The organism is Singulisphaera chitinilytica, assembly GCF_049331405.1.
Classification (GTDB): domain Bacteria; phylum Planctomycetota; class Planctomycetia; order Isosphaerales; family Isosphaeraceae; genus PoT.
The window spans coordinates 6,211,719-6,229,718 of record NZ_CP186274.1; the positions used below are offsets into that span (position 1 = coordinate 6,211,719).

At 65.6% G+C, this 18,000-nt stretch carries 18 protein-coding genes; 8 read left to right on the plus strand and 10 right to left on the minus strand.

Annotated features, from left to right (window positions below):
• Positions 1–7 precede the first annotated feature (7 nt).
• The 3 genes from ACOYYX_RS24660 to ACOYYX_RS24670 all read left to right on the plus strand — a co-directional run bounded on the left by ACOYYX_RS24660 (position 8) and on the right by ACOYYX_RS24670 (position 4,087).
• A complete protein-coding gene (locus tag ACOYYX_RS24660) occupies positions 8–1,438 on the plus strand; it encodes a DUF1501 domain-containing protein (protein ID WP_422924650.1) in 1,431 nt (476 codons plus the stop codon).
• Between the two features lie 394 nt (positions 1,439–1,832).
• Positions 1,833–2,966, plus strand: a complete 1,134-nt coding sequence (locus ACOYYX_RS24665; protein ID WP_422924652.1) for a prenyltransferase/squalene oxidase repeat-containing protein — start codon at positions 1,833–1,835, stop codon at positions 2,964–2,966.
• Between the two features lie 152 nt (positions 2,967–3,118).
• The gene (locus tag ACOYYX_RS24670; protein WP_422924654.1) at positions 3,119–4,087 is read left to right on the plus strand and encodes a sugar phosphate isomerase/epimerase family protein; all 969 of its coding nucleotides are present in this window, start codon (positions 3,119–3,121) and stop codon (positions 4,085–4,087) included.
• Positions 4,088–4,090: 3 nt separating this feature from the next.
• Here ACOYYX_RS24670 and ACOYYX_RS24675 read toward each other — a convergent pair whose 3' ends face one another.
• Both ACOYYX_RS24675 and ACOYYX_RS24680 read right to left on the minus strand, forming a co-directional pair.
• A complete protein-coding gene (locus ACOYYX_RS24675) occupies positions 4,091–4,471 on the minus strand; it encodes an MmcQ/YjbR family DNA-binding protein (RefSeq protein ID WP_422924656.1) in 381 nt (126 codons plus the stop codon).
• 116 nt (positions 4,472–4,587) lie between these two features.
• Positions 4,588–5,382 (minus strand): SDR family NAD(P)-dependent oxidoreductase, encoded by a 795-nt coding sequence (locus ACOYYX_RS24680; protein WP_422924657.1) that lies wholly within the window; start codon positions 5,380–5,382, stop codon positions 4,588–4,590.
• A gap of 128 nt (positions 5,383–5,510) precedes the next feature.
• Between ACOYYX_RS24680 and ACOYYX_RS24685 the strand changes: the two genes are divergently transcribed.
• The 5 genes from ACOYYX_RS24685 to ACOYYX_RS24705 all read left to right on the plus strand — a co-directional run bounded on the left by ACOYYX_RS24685 (position 5,511) and on the right by ACOYYX_RS24705 (position 11,011).
• On the plus strand, positions 5,511–6,941 hold the full coding sequence (locus tag ACOYYX_RS24685; RefSeq protein ID WP_422924659.1) for a hypothetical protein: 1,431 nt from the start codon (positions 5,511–5,513) through the stop codon (positions 6,939–6,941).
• 278 nt (positions 6,942–7,219) lie between these two features.
• Positions 7,220–8,299: an acyltransferase family protein gene (locus tag ACOYYX_RS24690; protein ID WP_422924661.1), complete on the plus strand. Its 1,080-nt coding sequence runs from the start codon at positions 7,220–7,222 to the stop codon at positions 8,297–8,299.
• Between the two features lie 619 nt (positions 8,300–8,918).
• A complete protein-coding gene (locus ACOYYX_RS24695) occupies positions 8,919–9,407 on the plus strand; it encodes a hypothetical protein (RefSeq protein WP_422924663.1) in 489 nt (162 codons plus the stop codon).
• A 68-nt stretch (positions 9,408–9,475) separates the two neighbouring features.
• Entirely contained in the window at positions 9,476–10,483 is a 1,008-nt protein-coding gene (locus tag ACOYYX_RS24700; protein ID WP_422924665.1) for a DUF1559 domain-containing protein, read from the plus strand.
• Between the two features lie 117 nt (positions 10,484–10,600).
• A complete protein-coding gene (locus ACOYYX_RS24705) occupies positions 10,601–11,011 on the plus strand; it encodes an RrF2 family transcriptional regulator (protein ID WP_422924666.1) in 411 nt (136 codons plus the stop codon).
• A gap of 206 nt (positions 11,012–11,217) precedes the next feature.
• Here the strand turns inward: ACOYYX_RS24705 and ACOYYX_RS24710 are convergent, their stop codons facing one another.
• The 8 genes from ACOYYX_RS24710 to ACOYYX_RS24745 form a co-directional block, all read right to left on the minus strand.
• Positions 11,218–11,586, minus strand: a complete 369-nt coding sequence (locus ACOYYX_RS24710; RefSeq protein ID WP_422924668.1) for a hypothetical protein — start codon at positions 11,584–11,586, stop codon at positions 11,218–11,220.
• A gap of 23 nt (positions 11,587–11,609) precedes the next feature.
• Entirely contained in the window at positions 11,610–12,146 is a 537-nt protein-coding gene (locus ACOYYX_RS24715; protein ID WP_422924670.1) for a cysteine hydrolase family protein, read from the minus strand.
• Positions 12,147–12,223: 77 nt separating this feature from the next.
• Positions 12,224–12,514: a hypothetical protein gene (locus tag ACOYYX_RS24720; protein ID WP_422924672.1), complete on the minus strand. Its 291-nt coding sequence runs from the start codon at positions 12,512–12,514 to the stop codon at positions 12,224–12,226.
• 1 nt (position 12,515) lies between these two features.
• On the minus strand, positions 12,516–13,958 hold the full coding sequence (locus ACOYYX_RS24725; RefSeq protein WP_422924674.1) for a putative sulfate exporter family transporter: 1,443 nt from the start codon (positions 13,956–13,958) through the stop codon (positions 12,516–12,518).
• 467 nt (positions 13,959–14,425) lie between these two features.
• The gene (locus ACOYYX_RS24730; protein WP_422924676.1) at positions 14,426–14,803 is read right to left on the minus strand and encodes a hypothetical protein; all 378 of its coding nucleotides are present in this window, start codon (positions 14,801–14,803) and stop codon (positions 14,426–14,428) included.
• Positions 14,745–15,197: a helix-turn-helix domain-containing protein gene (locus ACOYYX_RS24735; RefSeq protein ID WP_422924678.1), complete on the minus strand. Its 453-nt coding sequence runs from the start codon at positions 15,195–15,197 to the stop codon at positions 14,745–14,747. Before ACOYYX_RS24735 ends, ACOYYX_RS24730 begins: the two co-directional genes overlap by 59 nt.
• Before the next feature lie 245 nt (positions 15,198–15,442).
• On the minus strand, positions 15,443–16,624 hold the full coding sequence (locus ACOYYX_RS24740; protein WP_422924680.1) for a trans-sulfuration enzyme family protein: 1,182 nt from the start codon (positions 16,622–16,624) through the stop codon (positions 15,443–15,445).
• Between the two features lie 33 nt (positions 16,625–16,657).
• A complete protein-coding gene (locus tag ACOYYX_RS24745; RefSeq protein WP_422924682.1) occupies positions 16,658–17,770 on the minus strand; it encodes a PP2C family protein-serine/threonine phosphatase in 1,113 nt (370 codons plus the stop codon).
• Positions 17,771–18,000: the final 230 nt, after the last annotated feature.

Genomic DNA, 18,000 nt, shown 5'->3' on the forward strand with positions numbered 1-18,000 from the left:
AGTCGCCATGAACGCCCACTGGAACGGAACGACCGATCTCCCGTGCTCCCGGCGCGAGCTGCTCCGCCGGAGCGGCGGCGGGTTCGCGGCCTTGGCCCTGGCGGGGCTCCTGGGCAACGAGTCGCGTGCGGCCTGGCAGGCCCCCGATCCACGCGATCCCCTCGCCCCGCGACCACCCCTCTTCCCCGCGAGGGCCTCGCGCGTGATCTTCCTGTTCATGCACGGCGGGCCCTCGCAGGTCGACACCTTCGACCACAAGCCTCTGCTGACGCGGGACCACGGCAAGCCCTTGCCGTTCGCCAAGCCGAGGGTCGTCTCGGGGCCGACCGGCAACCTGCTCGGCTCCCCGTTCAAGTTCTCCAGACATGGCGAGAGCGGCATCGCCGTTAGCGAGCTCTTCCCGGAGGTAGCCCGGCACGTCGACGACCTCTGCATCCTGAACGGGATGCACGGGTCGAACTCGAGGCACGGCGGGGCCCTGCTGGAGTTGCACACCGGCAGCGATACGTTCATCAGGCCGAGCATGGGCTCCTGGATCACGTACGGGCTCGGGACCGAGAACCAGAACCTCCCCGGGTTCATCACCGTCTGCCCGGCGCTCAGCCATGGCGGCGTCAACAACTGGAGCTCGGCCTTCCTGCCGGCCGTCTACCAGGGGACCCCCATCGGCTCGGTCGGCATCCCCTCCGACCGGGCGAAGATTCCGTTCATCGAGTCGACGACCCCGCGCAAGCTCCAGCGCCTCGAGCTGGACATGGTCGCCGAGATGAACCGCGACCACCTCGACGCCGCCGGCCCCGACCAGGCCCTCGAGGGGCGGATCGCCTCGTTCGAGCTCGCCTATCGGATGCAGGCCGCCGCCCCCGAGATCCAGGACATCTCCAGCGAGTCGGCCGAGACCTTGAAGCTTTATGGGCTCGACCAGGAGCCGACGCAGAACTTCGGCCGCCAGTGCCTGATGGCCCGCCGGTTCGCCGAGCGCGGGGTGCGGTTCGTGCAGGTCTCGCACAGCTACAAGTGGGACCAGCACGACGGCCTCAAGCGGGACATCGTCCGCAACGCGCTCGAGATCGACCGGCCGATCGCCGGGCTTTTGAAGGACCTCAAGGCCCGCGGACTGCTCGACGACACCCTCGTGCTCTGGGGGGGCGAGTTCGGCCGCACGCCGACCTCGCAAGGCAACGACGGCCGCGACCACAACCCGCACGGCTACACCATGTGGATGGCCGGGGCCGGGGTGAAGCCCGGCTGCGTCCACGGCAGCACCGACGACTACGGCTATTACGCCGTCGAAAACAAGGTCCACATCCACGACCTCCACGCCACGATCCTCCACCTCCTCGGCCTCGACCACACGAAGCTCACCTATCGTTACGCCGGCCGCGACTTCCGCCTGACCGACGTCCACGGCGAGGTCGTCAAGGAGATCCTCGCCTGAGCCGATCGTTCGTCAGGCATGGTCGCGATCGTGTGGGCGGGCGACGATCCTGCTCGCGCCGATCGTTCGGTCTACCTTGCCGTGGAGCGTCGCCATCGACTCCCAGCACGGGTAAGATCGAGCGAGCTCGTCTCAGGCTCTGATTTTGTCAGGGCAAGAAATCGCCGTCGGTGGCGATTTCTTGGCCGGAGGTCGGCCGGTCCTCGCGCAATCGCGCTCGCGAGGGGCTTGCCCACTCATGTGTTGCATCAATCAAGGGGGGCGGGCGCGAGGTTTGCTTCCTTCGCCGACGCAAGACGGACCGCGAAGGCCGCGGTCCGTGCCGCCTCGCCGCCTCATCTTTCGAAACGGGTCGGCTTGTCTTCCAGGAAATGCTCATAGGGGGAACCATCTCATGTCAGACTTGCACCGCAGGGCGTTTCTCCAACGCGGGCTGGGGGCGGCGGGCCTGATCGGCCTGACCGCGAGGCTGGGCCTGTCGGCGGAAGGGGACGGGCCCGACGTCTCGGCGATGACGGAGAAGGCGGTCGGCTTCCTCCGGCCTCGCCAGGGGGCTGACGGGAGCTGGTCGGCCGACCGCAAGGAGCCGGGGATCACGGCCCTGGTCGTCACGGGCCTCCTGCGCTCGGGCCGCGTGACCGCCTCCGAGCCGGTGATCACCAAGGGGCTGGCCTATCTCGAGAAGTTCATCGGGGCCAAGGGCGGCCTTTCCGAGGCTCCTCACTCGGTCTACGCCACCTCGGTCGCTCTCATGGCCTATCAGGAAGCGAACCAGGACGGCCGCTACACGAGCATCATCAAGGGGAGCCAGGACTATCTCAAGGGGGCCCAGATCGATGAGACCGAGGGGAAGAGCCGCGACGACGCCTCTTACGGCGGCCTCGGCTACGGCGGCGGCAACAGCCGTCCCGACCTCTCGAACACATCGTTCTTCATGGAGGCGCTCCACGACAGCGGCCTCCCCGCCGACGACCCCGCGCTCCAGAAGGCCCTGATCTTCGTCTCGAGGTCGCAGAACCTCAAGAGCGAGTTCAACGACCAACCCTGGGCCGGCAAGGTCAACGATGGCGGCTTCGTCTACGTGCCGCCGACCCGAGGCGGCCCGGGCAAGGGTGCGGCGAAGCCGGCCGACGCCCCCCTGCGATCGGCCGCGGGCATGACGTATGCCGGGCTCAAGAGCATGATCTACGCCGGCCTCAAGCCGGACGACGTCCGGGTCAAGGCCGCGCTCGAGTACATCAAGAAGAACTACACCCTCGACGAGAACCCGGGCCAGGGCGAGCGGGGGCTCTATTACTACTACCAGACGTTCGCCAAGGCCTTCGCCGCCCTGGGCAAGCCGACGATCGTCGACGCCGAGGGCAAGGAGCACGACTGGCGCAAGGAACTCGTCGCCGCCCTCGCCAAGCGCCAGGCCGAGAACGGGAGCTGGGCCAACCATGCCGATAGCTTCATGGAAGGCGATGCCAACATCGTGACCTCGTTCGCCCTGCTTGCACTCGCCTCGGCGAAGAGCGTGAAGGGTTGATCGTCGTCCGCATCAAATCCGGCAGACTTGGATTGATGATGGCCGCCTTATGAGACTCGGCCGAGAGTTTTCCTCAATCGGGATTTGTAAGGCGGCCTTCGATGGGATAGCCTGGTTGCCGGATCGAATCGGCACCCGGGAGTCTCATCGACATGGACACGAATCGGAGAGCCTGGATCAAAGGTGCGGCCCTCGCGGGGGCTGCCGGCGTCTGGCAAGGTGCGGGCCCCTTGGCGACGGCGAGCGCGGCCGCCGCCGAGCCCGTCGAGTCGGCGCCCCCGTCGCGCCCGAACCCGATCGGCGTCTCGACCTACTCGTTCTGGCAGTTCCGCGGCGAACGCCTCGGCATCGACGCCTGCATCGATAAGGCGGCGGCGATGGGATTCGACGGCGTCGAGGTCCTCCACGTCCAGATGCGCGACGAGTCGAACGCGACCCTCCAGAAGATCAAGCGGCAGGCGCACTCGCTCGGCCTGGCCCTCATGGGCTTCTCCACGCACCAGGGGTTCGTCAGCCCGGATGTCGACCTGCGGCGGACGAACATCCAGAAGACGCTCTACCAGATCGACGTCGCCTACCGCCTGGGCATCCCCACCATGCGCATCAACACCGGGCGCTGGGGGACGACCAAGTCGTTCGACGAGCTCATGGCCAACAAGGGCATCGAGCCCAGGCTCGAGGGGCACACCGACGACGAGGCCTTCGGCTGGGTCCAGTCCGCGATTGAGGCGTTGCTGCCTCGCGCGGAGGAATGCGGCGTGGTGCTCGGCCTCGAGAACCACTGGGGCCTCGGGCGCACGGCGGAAGGGGTCCTGCGGATCGTCGAGTCGATTAACTCCCCCTGGCTCCAGATGACGCTCGACACCGGCAATTTCCTCGAGAACTCGTACGCGCAGATGGAGGCGATGGCCTCGAGCAAGGTGCCCATCGCCCTCGTGCAGGCGAAGACGTACTTCGGCGGCGGGCGCTGGTATCAGCTCGACCTCGACTACGCGAAGATCGCGTCGATCCTCAAGAAACGCCCCTACTGCGGCTGGATCTCGCTCGAGTTCGAGGGCAACGAGGAGGCCGAGACCGCCGTCCCCAAGGGCCTCGCCTTACTCCGCAAGAACTTCGCCTGAGGTTCATCCTTGCGACGAGTCGTAGGCGTCGAGCAGCTTCTTCGGGGCGCTCCGACGCCACGACTCCTGCAGCAACTCGCGCAGGTCTTCCTCGTCCACAGTCGCGAGCCGCACGAGTATGTACGGATGGTCGAGGTAGTGGTCGGTGATGTAATAGGTCTCGGGATCGACCTTCATCCGCATCGCCCGTTCATCCATGTCGATCTTGATGACGAGCGACTCGCCGTCCTGATGCTGCCGGACGAAGAGCACCTTGCGGACTTTGAACGCGGGCGTGCCGTAGGAGGTTCCCTCCTCGACTTCCGGTAATTCGAGGGCGAGCCGACGCACGGTCTCCCAGGTGGCCGGTGTCGGCTTATTTGCTGACTTCGTGGTGCGGGCCATCCCTCGCCCCTCGATGGATGAAGTGGAGATGTCTGACTGAGTCGAAGTTTGTGTAATGACCCGAGGAGGGCGGCAGAGCCTTGAATGGTGCCGCCCTCTCGGCTTTGAGACGAGGCTCAGACGATCGCCCGCACGATCCCGCCGTCGACGCGGAGCGCGGCGCCGTTGGTCGCCGAGGCGAGCGGGCTCGAGACGTAGACGATCATGTTGGCCACTTCCTCGACCGTGGCGAATCGCTTCAGGAGCGACGTGGGCCGGGCCTTCTCGAAGAACTCGGCCTCGATCGCGGCCGGCTCGACGCCCCCTTGCTTGGCGAGGTCGGCGACGAAGGTCTCGACCCCTTCCGAGCCCGTCGGGCCGGGGAGGATCGAGTTCACCGTGACGTTGGTGCCGGCCACCGACTCGGCGATCCCTCGGGCGACCGCGAGCTGCGCCGTCTTGGTCATCCCGTAGTGGATCATCTCGACGGGGATCTGCACCCCAGACTCGCTGGAGATGAAGAGGATCCGGCCCCAGTTCCTTGCCGTCATGCCGGGCAGGTAGTGGCGGGAGAGGCGGACGCCGCTCAACACGTTGGTCTCGAAGAAGCGGAGCCAGTCGGCGTCGGGGATCTCGAGGAAGGGCTTGGGCTCGAAGATGCCCATGTTGTTGACGAGGATGTCGACGTCGGGCACCTGGGCCACGAGCGACGCCGCGCCTTCGGCCGTCGCCAGGTCGGCGGCCACGCCCGAGACCTTCCCGCTGCCGCCGCCCGCCTGGATCTTCTTGACCGCCTCATCCACGCGCTGCGGGGTACGCCCGTTGACGATGACGGTGGCCCCTTCCCGGTACAGCCCCTGGGCCGCCGCGAAGCCGATCCCCGCCGTCGACCCCGTGACGAGCGCCTTCTTTCCCGCGAGTTGCAGATCCATGAAATGCTCCCTATCCTGGTTCCCGAATTCGAGTCCGCATACCATACCGGTTTACGCGCCGGGAAGAATAGTCATTCGACGACATGGCCTCGGTTGGCCCCAAGGCCGAACGACGAGGGACCTCGATCATGCTGGCCGGACTGTTGAGCCTCATCCTCGCCTCGACCGCCTTCGCCCCGCCCGAGAGCCCGTTCGCCCAGCGCGGCTATTACATCACGTTCATGCGGATGCCGACGTATGATCTCGGCGACTGGAAGACCATCCTGGACGGCATCGCCGACGACGGCGGCAACACGCTCGTCCTCTGGACCGCCGGGGCCTTCCGCTCGAAGCAATACCCCATCACCTGGAAATATAATCAGGAGCACGTCAATGTCCGCGACGACTTCGCCTCTCGCCTGATCGACCACGCCCACGCGAGAGGCATCAAGGTACTGCTCGGGTTTACGCCGTTCGGTTATGATGGCGTGAATCAATATGCGCTGGAACATCCCGAGCTGAAGGCCGTTGGCCAGGATGGCAAGCCGGTCGAGCCGTTCGGGATCGGTTGCTGGGGGTATAACCTCTGCCCGTCCCGCCCGGAATCGCAGCGATTCCAGCTCGACTATGCCCGCGAGATGGCGTTCGACTTTTACCCCAACGCCGACGGCCTGTTCATCGAGTCGTCCGACTACGCGATCTGCCACTGCAAGGATTGCGGCCCGCGGTTCTTCGAGCGGGAATTCGGCTTCGTCCGGCAGATCTCGGAGGAAGCCTGGAGGCGCAAACCGGACGCGACGATCGCCGTCTATCCCCATTACTTCTCCGGCTCCGAGGTCCCCGGCTTCGGCGTGAAGGCGGCGAAGCTGCCGTTCGACCCGCGCTGGACGCTCGTCTTCACGCCCCACAGCGCCCATCCCGAACCCGACCTGATCGCCCGGGCCAAGGGGAGCCTCTGGTCGGATGACTCCCCGGCCCTCCGCCGTCCTCAGGAAATCCAGGCCAATGCCCGGCGCGCCCGAGACGCGAAGATGACCGGGTACGTCCCCTCTCTGGAGGCCTTCACCTTCGTCGCAACTGTCGCCGAGGAGGGGCAGACCTGGCTCAAGGGGCGACGCCAGATCCCGCTTGGCTTCGGCTGGCTCGAACCCGACGATCCCCCTTATGGCGAGTTGCCCATGCGGGTCAACCGGATCGCCTACCGGGAATTCAGCCGCAACCCCGACCTCGACTTCGAAGAGTACAGGCGGATCCTCGGGCGAGAGCTCTTTGGTGCGTCAGCGAACAGCCAGGCGGTCGACGACGTGCTGGAACTCCAGGCTGCCTTGAACCGGGATCGAACCTGGTGCCAGCCCTCTCCCCTCACCAACCCCGAGCGAGTCCATGCGATGGACGACCGCGGCCAGCTATCCCCTGCGAAGCGGGCCGAGTACCTCGCCGCGCTCGAACGTCTGAAGGCCCTGGAATCTCGCCATCAGTCTCCCGCTTCGGGCGGAGAGCGAGAGCTTCGCCGGATCGCCCGATGGCTCCTCGACCGTTGGAGCGACCAGGACATCGATCGCCTGCAGGTCGCCCCGTAGTGGCTTGGGGGCGGTCGGGTTCCGCAAATCATCGCCCATACACATGAGTCAATTCATTTGGCAATAGAGTGAAGGGCCGCCGCCTCGTCCCCGGACTGCCCGGCTCGATGGCCTGGTTCGGGCCCTAGGGGGCCTCCACGGAAATCCGGCCGAAACGGGAGGAGACTCCTGGTTTCTTCCCTGCCGCCTGGCTGTCACGAGCCATTTTTGATAAAGTTTTCTGACTTGAAAACTTTGGTTGCTATATGTCGACTCGAAATGTGTTCTCGGGAGCTGCTATGAGCGTTGACAAGCGTCTGTATCACACCCTCGATGCGATGCGGGGCGTCGCCGCGATCATGATCGTCCTCTGGCACGCCAGGCACATGTCTGCCCCGATCGTCCTCCCGAGCTCGTACCTGGCGGTCGACCTGTTCTTCGTCCTGAGCGGCTTCGTCCTCGCCTTCGCCTATGATGGCCGGCTCGAACACGGGATGGGAACGGGCCGCTTCTTCATAACCCGCGTCATCCGCCTCTACCCGCTTTACATCTGCGGCACCCTGATCGGGATCTTCAGCGGGCTGGTGGCCTACAAGCTGGGCGCGGGTGAGCTCAACGCGACTGGCCTGGTCCTGGCCATCGTGGCGGGGCTGCTGATGCTGCCGTCGCCGACCTTCCGCCAGACCCCGGACGTCTTCGTCCTGAACGGCCCGGCCTGGTCGCTCTTCTTCGAGTTGTTCATCAACCTGGTCTTCGCGTTGTTCTGGAAGAAGCTCACGAGAACAGGTCTCATCGCCATCATCGCGGTGTCGGGTCTATTGATGATCGCGTCTACAATCGCTGAGGGGCATTGCGACCTCGGCCACAAGTGGACCAACTTCATCTACGGGTTCCCGCGGGTCACCTTCTCGTTCTTCGTCGGGGTCCTGATCCACCGCCTGTTCAAGGAGCGGCGGGAGTCGACGTGGATCGGGCTCGTCTTGCCTTTCGTGCTGATCCCGATCTTCGCATTCGGACCGACGGGGACGCTGAGAATCGCTTATGACTTGCTGTGCGTCATGGTCGTCTTCCCGCTCCTGATCATCGCGGGGGCCGCGTACGATCCGCCGCCGTTGGGCGTCGGTATCAGCCGCTTCCTCGGGCTCATCTCGTATCCCCTCTACGCGATCCACGTCCCCATCATCGAGTTGACGCGCCGCACGGTCCGAGTGGCCCATTTCGAGACGCTCGATCTGGCCCCGGCGCTCGGGATCGCCCTGACGACCGTCCTGGTCCTCGTCAGTTGGCCGCTCGTGAAATACTACGATGAGCCCGTGCGCCGTGCCCTGACGCAGCGGTTCGCGAAGCGGCGAGAGCTTGCCCCGGCACAAACGACGTGACGGGTCATTCTCAGCTTGGATCGTCGGGATTCCGAGGACGTGCTGTCGTCGAAAGGGGCGGATCAATCTCGAGGGATCGCGAATCCCATGCGGTTGCCGCCCCTGTCGCCTCATTGCAGAGGGTTTTCGGGTCGACACGATGCGCTCCCGGCCGGCGGCGCCAAACCGGAAATCGCACTCCTACCCCAGCTCCAGCACGGTTACGAGCCTCCTCCCAAGGCCGCACTCCCCGCCTCAACTCGATTCCCGCTTCGAAACGGCGAGATGTGTGTATTGATTCCAGTGATGGTTGTGCGTTTGTTCTTGAATGTCGTAATTCTTGTTCGAGCTGATCACGCGTAGCATCTGCTGTCGGCTCGAAATACGAGAAACCGACTAGCCCTGGTAATCGATCATGAGCCTCGACATTAAGCCGAAGGCCGGGGCGGGCTGCGCCCGTTGATCGGCTGGAAAGTCGGGTCGACTTCAAGTCGACAAATTCAATTGGATTACAGAAATTAATGTTGACTTAGTCGACAGAAAACGTGATGATGCCCCTCCTCACCCTGGTGTAAACCTTCCAGGATTGCTGTGAATTGTTCTGGTTTGGGTCGTTGTCCCCCCCCGAGGACCCTTTGAGATGCTGCGCGTCCAGCTTGCGGACGCGGGAAATCCCCGCCGTTTCGCCACTTCGCGGTCTGCGGCCCTGAGCGGCCGGTTCACTTCGCTGATCATCCTGGCCGCCCTGCTCGCCGGTTGCGGCGGGAACGGTGATCGGGTCCCCGTCTATCCCGTGAAGGGCAAGGTCACCGTCTTCGGCGAAGTGCCCGAAGGAGCCCTGGTGATCCTGAACCCGGTGAAGGACGGCGGCGAGACGGAGATCCGGCCCTCGGGGAAGGTCCGGAGCGACGGCACGTTCAGCGTCACGACCTATGACGCGGACGACGGTGCACCCGCCGGCGAGTACCTCGGCACGATCCAGTGGAACAAGCTCGTCCAGAATGGGCGGGACTGGAAGGCGGGTCCGAACGTCGTGCCCAAGGACTACGCGAGCCGGCAGACCTCGCCCTGGAAGATCACGGTCGAAGCTGCGCCGAAAGAGCTCGAACCCCTCGCCATCGCGAAGTGATTTTCGCCATTGTCGTCGACGTCGACGGCAGGTTTCCCCCCCCTCCCTCCCAAAGTCTCGAGGTCGTCATGAGGAATCGCACGCGTCAAGGATTTACCCTGATCGAATTGCTCGTGGTCATCGCGATCATCGCGGTCCTGATCTCTCTACTCCTGCCCGCCGTGCAGGCCGCGCGCGAGGCTGCGCGTCGGACCCAGTGCGTCAATAACCTGAAGCAGATCGGCATCTCGGTCCATAACTTCCACGACGTGAACACCAACTTCCCGTCGAGCGACCGGCCGGGCGGCGTCACCACCGCGCCTCGTATCGCGGCCCTGACCTACATGCTGCCCTATTTCGAGCAGAACAACCTCTTCAACGCCTACAATCAGACGGTGAACTGGAGCTCGCCGCTGAATTCGACGGTCGTCACCACCAAGATCAACATGCTGCTCTGCCCGTCGGCCCAGAACAACGATGCGCTGGATGGCGACCCCCAACCCCCGATGACCTGGGCGGCGAACGTGGCGGCCGTGACCGACTACTCGCCGACGATCGGCGTCGACACCCGCCTCGGCACCCCCGGCCTTGGCCTGACGGGCGCGGCCGGCGACACCACGACGCTCGGCGCCTGGACGGGCCTGTTGCCCAAGAACACGAAGTCGCGGATGGCCAATGCCACCGACGGGCTCTCGAACACGGTCGCCTTCGCCGAGTCGGCCGGTCGCCCCTACGTCTACCGCAAGGGGGGGCGCCAGTTCAGCGGGGACACGCTCAACCATCGCGTCAATGCGGGAGGCTGGAGCCGACCGGCCAGCGACTTCAGCATCGACGGCTCGAGCCTCGACGGCAGCATCATCCCCGGCCCCTGCCCGATCAATTGCACCAACGGCGAGAATATCGGCGGGCAGACCTTCCCCTACCCGTATTACGGGTCGGAGGGGACAGGCGAGGCTTACGCTTTCCACCCCGGAGGAGCGAACTTCCTCTTTGGCGATGGGTCGGTTAAATTCCTGAAGGAGACCATCAGCATGCGCATCTTCGGAGCGCTGATCACGAGAGCTGGAGGTGAGGTCATCAGTTCCGACCAGTATTGATCGGAATCCTCCAAGCGGCAATGTTTCCGTCGACGGGCCGAGGGCATAAGCTGCGGCCCGTATCTCTCCCCGGCGGATTCCCCCCCCATTCCTGCCAACGAGGAGGGACACTCCCAAATGAGGTTGTCCGCGCGCATCGAGTACGCCTGCCTTGCGCTCGTCGCACTGGCCCGGCACGGGACTTCGGAGAAACTTGTCCACGCCCGTGTGATCGCAGAGGATTACCAGATCCCCGAGAACTACCTGGCGCAGATCCTGCTCCAGTTGAAGGCGGCCGGGCTGATCTACAGCACCCGGGGGACCCTGGGAGGTTATCGCCTGGCCCGACCGGCCGACGCGATCTCGCTCCACGAGGTCTTCTCCGCCATCGAAGGGCCCGAGGTCCAGCCTCGAGACCCCCAGGGGCTTGGTGCGAGCATCCTCGCCCCCGTCGTCGAACACCTCCGCGCCGCCGAGCGCACCGCCCTCCGCCAGGTCAACATGGCCCAACTCGCCGAGCGCGCCGCGCCTCGAGAATGGGTGATCTAGCGATAAGGCTGACGAACCCGACTGCCAACGATCCAGGATCCCCGCGTGAGATAGAACGCAACGCGTCAATCCCGAGGCATGGGCCAGGTTGCCGATGCCAACTCTCGTGCGTGAAGCCGATCGTCGACCGGGCCGGGGGGACCTGGTTGGATGATCCGGCTTTTCGTCGTCATGGAGGCTGGCGAAATTTCCTCGCCCCTGGCGTGCTAGAATAGTCCGATGATCAGGGGGATGGAGAATAAGATTATGAAGGTCCCGACCGAGGCCCAGAGGACTCGCCACCCCAGCCAGGCCATGAAAGCCCCGAACATCCCGTACATGACCCCGCCTATTCCCTGGTAATCGTCGACGCCCGGCCCGATCGCGCAGCCGAAGGCGGCGTACATGAGGAGCCCGACGGTGACCCGATGGATCCACCCTCGGGATGCGCCGAGCCCGAGCACAGCCCCCAAGCACGTCCCCAGCGAGGCGCCGAGGACGGTCTGCCCCGTATGCAGGCCGACACCCGCGAGTAGCAGGCCGCCGATCCCTGCCCCGGCAATCGCCGACAAGACTGGGCCCTTCGCGAAGGTCATGGCGCAGGCCTCGATTTGTTGGCTCAGAGCCGCTGGATCCACTCGGACGACGGGACGACCTCGCTGAGGAGCATCTGCTGGGCGCAGAGGATCGCGCGATGAAGTTCCTCGGCCGTGACCTCGCCCGCCGAGTTGGAGAGCGGCAGGGTGCCGGTGGCGTCGCTCAGGAACTCGACCTTGAAGCCGCGGTGGACCGCCTGCCTCGCGGTGGTGTCGCAGCACATGTGCGTCATGTAGCCGGCGACCGTGACGGTGTCGATCCCGCGTTCGCGAAGCCAGGCTTCGAGCGGCGTATTCGTGAAGCTCCCCGGCAGGGTCTTCTCGACGAGCAGGTCATTGGGACGGCCGGCGACCTCGGGGTGGAGCTGCCACTCGTGCGTCCCCCGCTTGAAGATCGGCATATCCGTGCTGTGGTGCTGGATGACCACCGTCGGGATCTTCCCCCGGGCGGAGTCCATCACGTGCAGGATCTGCTCGAGATGCCCCGCCGGGTGCGTGATCGGCAACGCCCCGGTGAAATACTCATTCTGCACGTCGATGACGAGTAGCGCCCGGCTCATGATCGGGGATCTCGAGTTGGATATGGATCGGGGAAGTTACGCCCGATCTTAGCCGATCGAGGGCCCCGACGCACGCATCAGCGGGCAGGAGCGGGAATGGGAGACGGAGCCGGGTTCTTGGCCGCAGGCTGGTCTTTCGCCTTCGCCACCTTGGTGGGCCTGGGGTTTGGGTCGATCGGGAAATACTTCGAGGTCGCCCACGAGAGGAGGCCCAGGAGCGAGACGCCCAGCACCAAGCTCACGACGATGAGCCACTTCTCGGCCGGCAGGAGCGGCTCGTAGGGGATCGCCGAGAGCTCCTGCGCGAGGGTCCGCGTCGCGCCCGTGGAGTTCGGATTCGAAGGTGTGTCGAGATTGGGGCCGCTCAACTCAGGGACCTCCGGAGATGATCGGCGGGTGGGCTCCGTGGAAGAATAGCCACGAGATCGCCAGCCCGATCCAGATGATGAAGCCGAAGAGGCTGATGATGTACACGAGGGCGAGCTTGCCGATCCCCTCGGCCCAGAGCCGCTTGAGGTCGGAGGCCATGCCGATCGTGAAGAAGGTCATCGCGAAGAAGACGCCGCGGAGCGGGTCGGTCTGGGCGGTCGCCGCCGCGAATCCCACCTTCATCGAAGGCCACGCGAGCGTCATGCCGAGGAAGGCGAGGAAGAGCGCGAAGTATCCCAGCACGAAGGCCGGGAACCGTTTCAGGACCTCGCGTATCGGGGGCTTCTCCCCGGATTCGCGCTGGATGCCGTAGGCCCAGACGAGCGAGAGGATCATCGCCCAGACGCCGATGAAGAGGTCGATGAAGACCTTCACCGTGGTCGTGGTCGTCAGCATCCACTCGGCCTCGTAGTTGATCCCGTTCTCGAGCGCCTTGGCGTGGATCAGGGACTCGGTGATGGCGCCGCTGGCCAGGGCCGAGCCGTCGGTCTTGACGGCGAGGCCCATCCAGGCGGCCGCGACCATCGGCTCCTTCCAGAGGAACTCGCGGGCCGCGATCGGCAGGGCGACCAACTCCACGACCGAGAAGATGACCACGAGCGACGAGACCATGATCGGCACCACCGGGCGGGCCCGGATGGCCGCCCCCGTGGTGATCGCGGCCGAGACGCCGCAGATCGAGATCCCCGAGGCCAAGGGTGCCGCCCACTCCCGGCTGAACTTGAAGAACCGCCGGGCGATGAAATAGACGATCGACCAGTAGATCAGGTAGGCCTCGATGATCGCCGCGAGGCCCCGGAACATGATCGACGTGACCAGGCTCGACGATGCCGCGGCCTTCACCCCCAGCCCCGCCCCCAGCAAGACGATCGCCGTCTTGATGAACCACTCGGCCCTCGCCGCCGGCTGCAGCCTGGCCGCGACCCCCGGCAGGACGTTGCCGACGAAGAGCCCCGCCAGCAAGGCCACTAGGAACCCCGCCTCGCCCGTCAGCCCCAGGGACCAACTGATCCCGAGCGCCGCCCGCTTGTTGGGCGTCTCCGCGATGTAGGCGTAGTGGCCGAGGAGCCAGCAGCCCACGCTCAGCCAGTAGATCACGGCGAAGCCGGGCAGGAAGGATCGGAGCGGGATCCTGCGGATCGCCGCGCAGATGCCCAGGAGCGTGAACAGCAGCAGGAACGTGAAGAGGAGGCTGGCCGTCCCCGAGACCCCCGCGTACTTCGCCGAGACCGGCTTGACCGCATTCTCGAGCACGAGCCAGACCTTCGGAGAGGCGACCCACCCCAGCAGATCGAAACCCATCCCGGTCGGCAAGGCAATCAGGACGATGGCGAGTCCGAGCCAGACGGCAAACCAATCTTCCGAGGCAAACCAGGATCGCACGGAACCACGCCCCCGGGGGTTGAGCATCGAGCAAGGTCGGTAAGGGGACGCTATTTGACCGGCTCAGCCCGACTCCCGTCAAGGACAATCGCTCGAAACCCATCCGTCAAGGATACATCAGAATCTTGACTTGACAAATTATTTATAAACATTTTGATTATTTGTCTTGAAGCCTCCGTCAGCCCGGCCGCCATGGCGGGAGATCGTTCTCGCCATCGGCCGGCCTCGTCCTTGATCCGCAGGGTCCGGACGCGCCAGCAGAAGTTGTAGCCGTACATGGTCAGGTATGTCATCGCCTCGTGGGCTTCCCAATCCTTGCTGAACCGGTAGGTCTTCCTCGCCTTCCTCGCGTTGAATCCGCGGTTGGTCCCGTGCTGACGCTCGACGAAAGACGTGTTCACCCGATGACTGACCTTCGATCCGCCCAACGACTCCTCCAGCCGGGCCGACGACCCGAAGATCAGGCGTTATTCCACGGCGATCACGCGGTTGCCCTCGCGCGTCTTGTGGACCGTCGCGTAGACGAATCCCTCCGGCAACCGGCGTCGGGGGAGCAGCCGCGGTCGCCCCGGCCCGCGTGCCCGCGGCTCGGCCTCTCCGAAGACGCCCTCGATCGCCGCCTCGTAGGGCGCATATTCATCGCCGGTCATCAGGGCCGGGGCCCGGCCTCCGAGCCGGCCCCGCACCTCGGCGACGATCGCCTCGGCGTTCTCGGCCGTACGCGCCCCGGGGACGACCGCCAGGACCAGGCGATGCTCGGGGTCGTACGCGACGTGGTCCCAGTAGTCACCGCGATGCGCGTCGTCGGGCTCCGCCAGGTCGCAGTTCCTCTGCTTCTTGCCCACGAACGCCCACTTCTCGTCGAGCTGGACCTCGCGGGTCGCGGGGGGAAAAGGCCACCAACTCGTCGTGGGCGGCTTGGGCGTGCCGGCCGGCCAGCGTGGCCAGGCGGCCGACCGTGTCCTTACTGACGCCCACCAGCCGCGCCGTCAGGCGGATGCCACATCCCTCGGCCAGGTGCTCCAGGATCGCGATGGCCTTCTCGTGCGTGATCTTGGAATTGAACAGCGGGGTCCCCTTGAACTCGGAGAAGCGGGCCTTGCACGCGTTGCAGTAGAGGAGGCGGTGGACTCCCCTGGCGAAGCGGTCGCAGACGGACAGGTTGCCGGCCCCGCGCTCGCCGTGGCGAGGGCAATCCGGGTTCTGGCAACAGAAGCGGCTGAGGTCGTCCGCGGGCATGATTCACCCCGGCGTGGTCCATCTGGATGGTCGGTTCCTGGACGACAGCCTACCCATCAGTAGAATCCCGTGCAACCGTTATCGGACACCACCGCAACCGTCAATGAGAATCATAGGGATGTAACCCTAGGCTGGCTGGGCAAAGACGGCCGCCCTTGGGCATGTTGAATAAGTCACATGCGGAATTGTTCCGGCGGATCTCGTGAAGAATTCGGGAAGGGGTGCTCGGCGTCTATCGCGCAAGATCAAGATGTGAGGGCTTGATCGATCTGGTGCCAGAGGTCGTCGGGGTGTTCGAGGCCGACGGAGAGGCGGACGAGGCCGGGGGTGATCCCCTGCCGCGCCCATTGCTCGGCCGACTGGCCGCGGTGGCTGGTGGTGGCGGGATGACTGAGTGTGGTGGCGACGTCGCCGAGGCTCGGGGCGAACGGGATCTCGCGGGCGTTCCGGATGAAGGCGTCGGCCTGTTCGCGGCCCCCGAGGTCGATCGTCAGGATGGTCCCGAAGCCGCCGCGGAGCACGCGCGACGCCCGCTCGTGGTCGGGGTGGGACGGCAGCCCCGGATAGTGGACGGCCCCGACGCGTTTGTCGCCGGCCAGGTGCCCGGCCAGCGTCAAGGCGGTGGCACAGGCCCGCGCCGAGCGCACGGGGAGGGTCGCCGAGCCCCTGAGGGCGAGCCAACTCTCGAACGGGTTGCCGGCGAGCCCGAAGGTCGACGCCACCGTTGCGACGCGGGCCATGCGCTCGCGCGAGGTGGCGACCAGCCCGAGGGTCAGGTCGCTATGCCCGCCGATGAGCTTGGTGGCCGAATGGACGACGAAGTCGGCCCCGAGTTCGAGCGGGCGGCAGAGCAGAGGCGCGAACGTGTGATCGATCGCGAACGGGACCCCCGCGGCGCGGCCGATGTCGGCGAGCCCGGCGATGTCGGCGAGCCTCACCAAGGGGTTCGAGAGCGTCTCGGCGAAAATGACCTTCGTCGCGGGCGTCAGGGCCTTGCGGAGCGTCTCCGGGCGGGTCGAGTCGAAGAGGCGATGCTTGATCCCGAACCGGGGCAGTTCCCGGCCCACCAGGGCCACCGTCCGCCCGTAGAGCCCTTCGGACAGGGCGACCTCCCCCCCCTGCTCCAGTAAGGCGAGGAATACGGCGGCCTCGGCCGCCATACCCGAGGCGCAGACGAGCCCGGCCTCGGCCCCCTCGATCGTGGCGATCTTCTCGCCGAGCTGGGCGGCATTGGGGTGGCCGTCTCGCGCGTAGATGAACCCGGAGTCTCGCCCTTCGTACAGGGCGTCGACGTGGTCGAGGCCGTCGATTTTATAGACGACGCTGAGGTGGATCGGCGGCGTCAGCGGGGTCGTGGAGAGTTCGACGTCAGCAGGAGGTCGCGCACAGGATGTGGCGATGTCGGGGCGACGAGGCGAGGAATTCATGGCCCGACCGATCCCATCCATCCGAGGTGTGAGTTAGACCATCTGGCTCTTGCGCTGGAAGCGGGCGGCCACGCCGAGCAGGACCAGCATCTCGCCCAGGTTCTTCAGGGCGGCCCGGAGGTTGCCGGCGGCCCGGGCTTCACCTTCGAGGCGACGATAATGGGCGAACTGGGTCCAGTCAAGGGACCAGGCCTGCTCGATGGCGTGCCCCTGGGCGCGTCGGATCAGATCCGAGATCCGATCGACCAGCTCGAGCGTGATCGGGCATTCGGCCGAGCGATAGGGGTGATCCTCGACGACTTCGGCCTCCCCTTTCTTCTTCCCGCCGCTGAAGAGGCTGGTGAGGCTGAATTTCTTCTTCTCGGCCTTGCCGCCGTTGCTCGAAGGCTGCGCGGCGGAGTCGGCCGGCATGTCCTCGGCCGTGTCGGGCTCGACCCAGTTGCCCACCCGGAGGATGACGACGGTGATGTTGTCGTGCCCGCCCCGGAGGTTGGCCAGGTTGATGAGGAACCGGCAGGCGTCCTTGGGGTGGAAGTTGGCCGCGAATGCGCCGATCTCGGGGTCGTTGATGGGGCCGGAGAGCCCGTCGGAGCAGAGCAAGTAGACGTCGTTGGGGGCGACGGCGAGCGGCCCTTCGATGTCGACCTCGACGCTCGGGTCGGGCCCGAGGCTCCGCGTGATCACATTCTTGGGGACGGCGACGTTGGCATTCTCGGGGGACAGATGCTTGCGCTTGACCAACTCCCAGACGAGGCTGTGGTCGAACGAGAGCTGATCGATCCGCCCCTCGCGGATCCGATAGACGCGCGAGTCGCCGACGTGGGCGATGAGGGCCCCTTGCGGGAGCAGCAGCAGGGTCGAGCAGGTCGTGCCCATCCCCTGGAAGTCGCGATTGGCCGTGGCCCGGCTGTGGATCAGTGTACCGACCTCGCGATACGCCTTGGTGATGGCGTCGGACGAGGGGGCCGACTTGGCCTTATTGTAATTATGGGGGATGTTGTCGCAGGCCATCTTGCTGGCGAGCTCGCCGACGGCATGGGCCCCCATCCCGTCGGCCACCATGAAGAGATGCCCGCGCTGCCGCCAGGTCTCCGGATTGGACGCGCGGACGATCGAATAGCTATCTTGATTATTCGAACGGCGCATCCCTGTATCGGTCGCCGCGGCATCGATGATGATGTCGTCCCAGTTCACGACCCGACCTTATCTAGAATCCGTCGCCGGCCGCACCCGAGCCCTTGGCGATCCGTGACGCCGGCAAGAGGGGACGAAGCCAACTCGGGAAGAGTGCAGAGATCCTCGCCTCTCGGGAACGGACCCTTCGAACCGAACCGACCCGGTCGATCGGATGCGATGGCCGCCGTCCCTCCTCAAAG

Excerpts from the sequence above, each read along its gene's own strand:
- ACOYYX_RS24675 (WP_422924656.1), bottom strand. The coding sequence starts at position 4,471 with ATGGCCCGCACCACGAAGTCAGCAAATAAGCCGACACCGGCCACCTGG.
- ACOYYX_RS24740 (WP_422924680.1), bottom strand. The coding sequence starts at position 16,624 with ATGAATTCCTCGCCTCGTCGCCCCGACATCGCCACATCCTGTGCGCGA.
- ACOYYX_RS24745 (WP_422924682.1), bottom strand. The coding sequence starts at position 17,770 with ATGCGCCGTTCGAATAATCAAGATAGCTATTCGATCGTCCGCGCGTCC.
- ACOYYX_RS24715 (WP_422924670.1), bottom strand. The coding sequence starts at position 12,146 with ATGAGCCGGGCGCTACTCGTCATCGACGTGCAGAATGAGTATTTCACC.
- ACOYYX_RS24700 (WP_422924665.1), top strand. The coding sequence starts at position 9,476 with ATGAGGAATCGCACGCGTCAAGGATTTACCCTGATCGAATTGCTCGTG.
- ACOYYX_RS24695 (WP_422924663.1), top strand. The coding sequence starts at position 8,919 with ATGCTGCGCGTCCAGCTTGCGGACGCGGGAAATCCCCGCCGTTTCGCC.
- ACOYYX_RS24685 (WP_422924659.1), top strand. The coding sequence starts at position 5,511 with ATGCTGGCCGGACTGTTGAGCCTCATCCTCGCCTCGACCGCCTTCGCC.
- ACOYYX_RS24660 (WP_422924650.1), top strand. The coding sequence starts at position 8 with ATGAACGCCCACTGGAACGGAACGACCGATCTCCCGTGCTCCCGGCGC.
- ACOYYX_RS24680 (WP_422924657.1), bottom strand. The coding sequence starts at position 5,382 with ATGGATCTGCAACTCGCGGGAAAGAAGGCGCTCGTCACGGGGTCGACG.
- ACOYYX_RS24670 (WP_422924654.1), top strand. The coding sequence starts at position 3,119 with ATGGACACGAATCGGAGAGCCTGGATCAAAGGTGCGGCCCTCGCGGGG.
- ACOYYX_RS24735 (WP_422924678.1), bottom strand. The coding sequence starts at position 15,197 with ATGCCCGCGGACGACCTCAGCCGCTTCTGTTGCCAGAACCCGGATTGC.
- ACOYYX_RS24665 (WP_422924652.1), top strand. The coding sequence starts at position 1,833 with ATGTCAGACTTGCACCGCAGGGCGTTTCTCCAACGCGGGCTGGGGGCG.
- ACOYYX_RS24690 (WP_422924661.1), top strand. The coding sequence starts at position 7,220 with ATGAGCGTTGACAAGCGTCTGTATCACACCCTCGATGCGATGCGGGGC.
- ACOYYX_RS24705 (WP_422924666.1), top strand. The coding sequence starts at position 10,601 with ATGAGGTTGTCCGCGCGCATCGAGTACGCCTGCCTTGCGCTCGTCGCA.
- ACOYYX_RS24710 (WP_422924668.1), bottom strand. The coding sequence starts at position 11,586 with ATGACCTTCGCGAAGGGCCCAGTCTTGTCGGCGATTGCCGGGGCAGGG.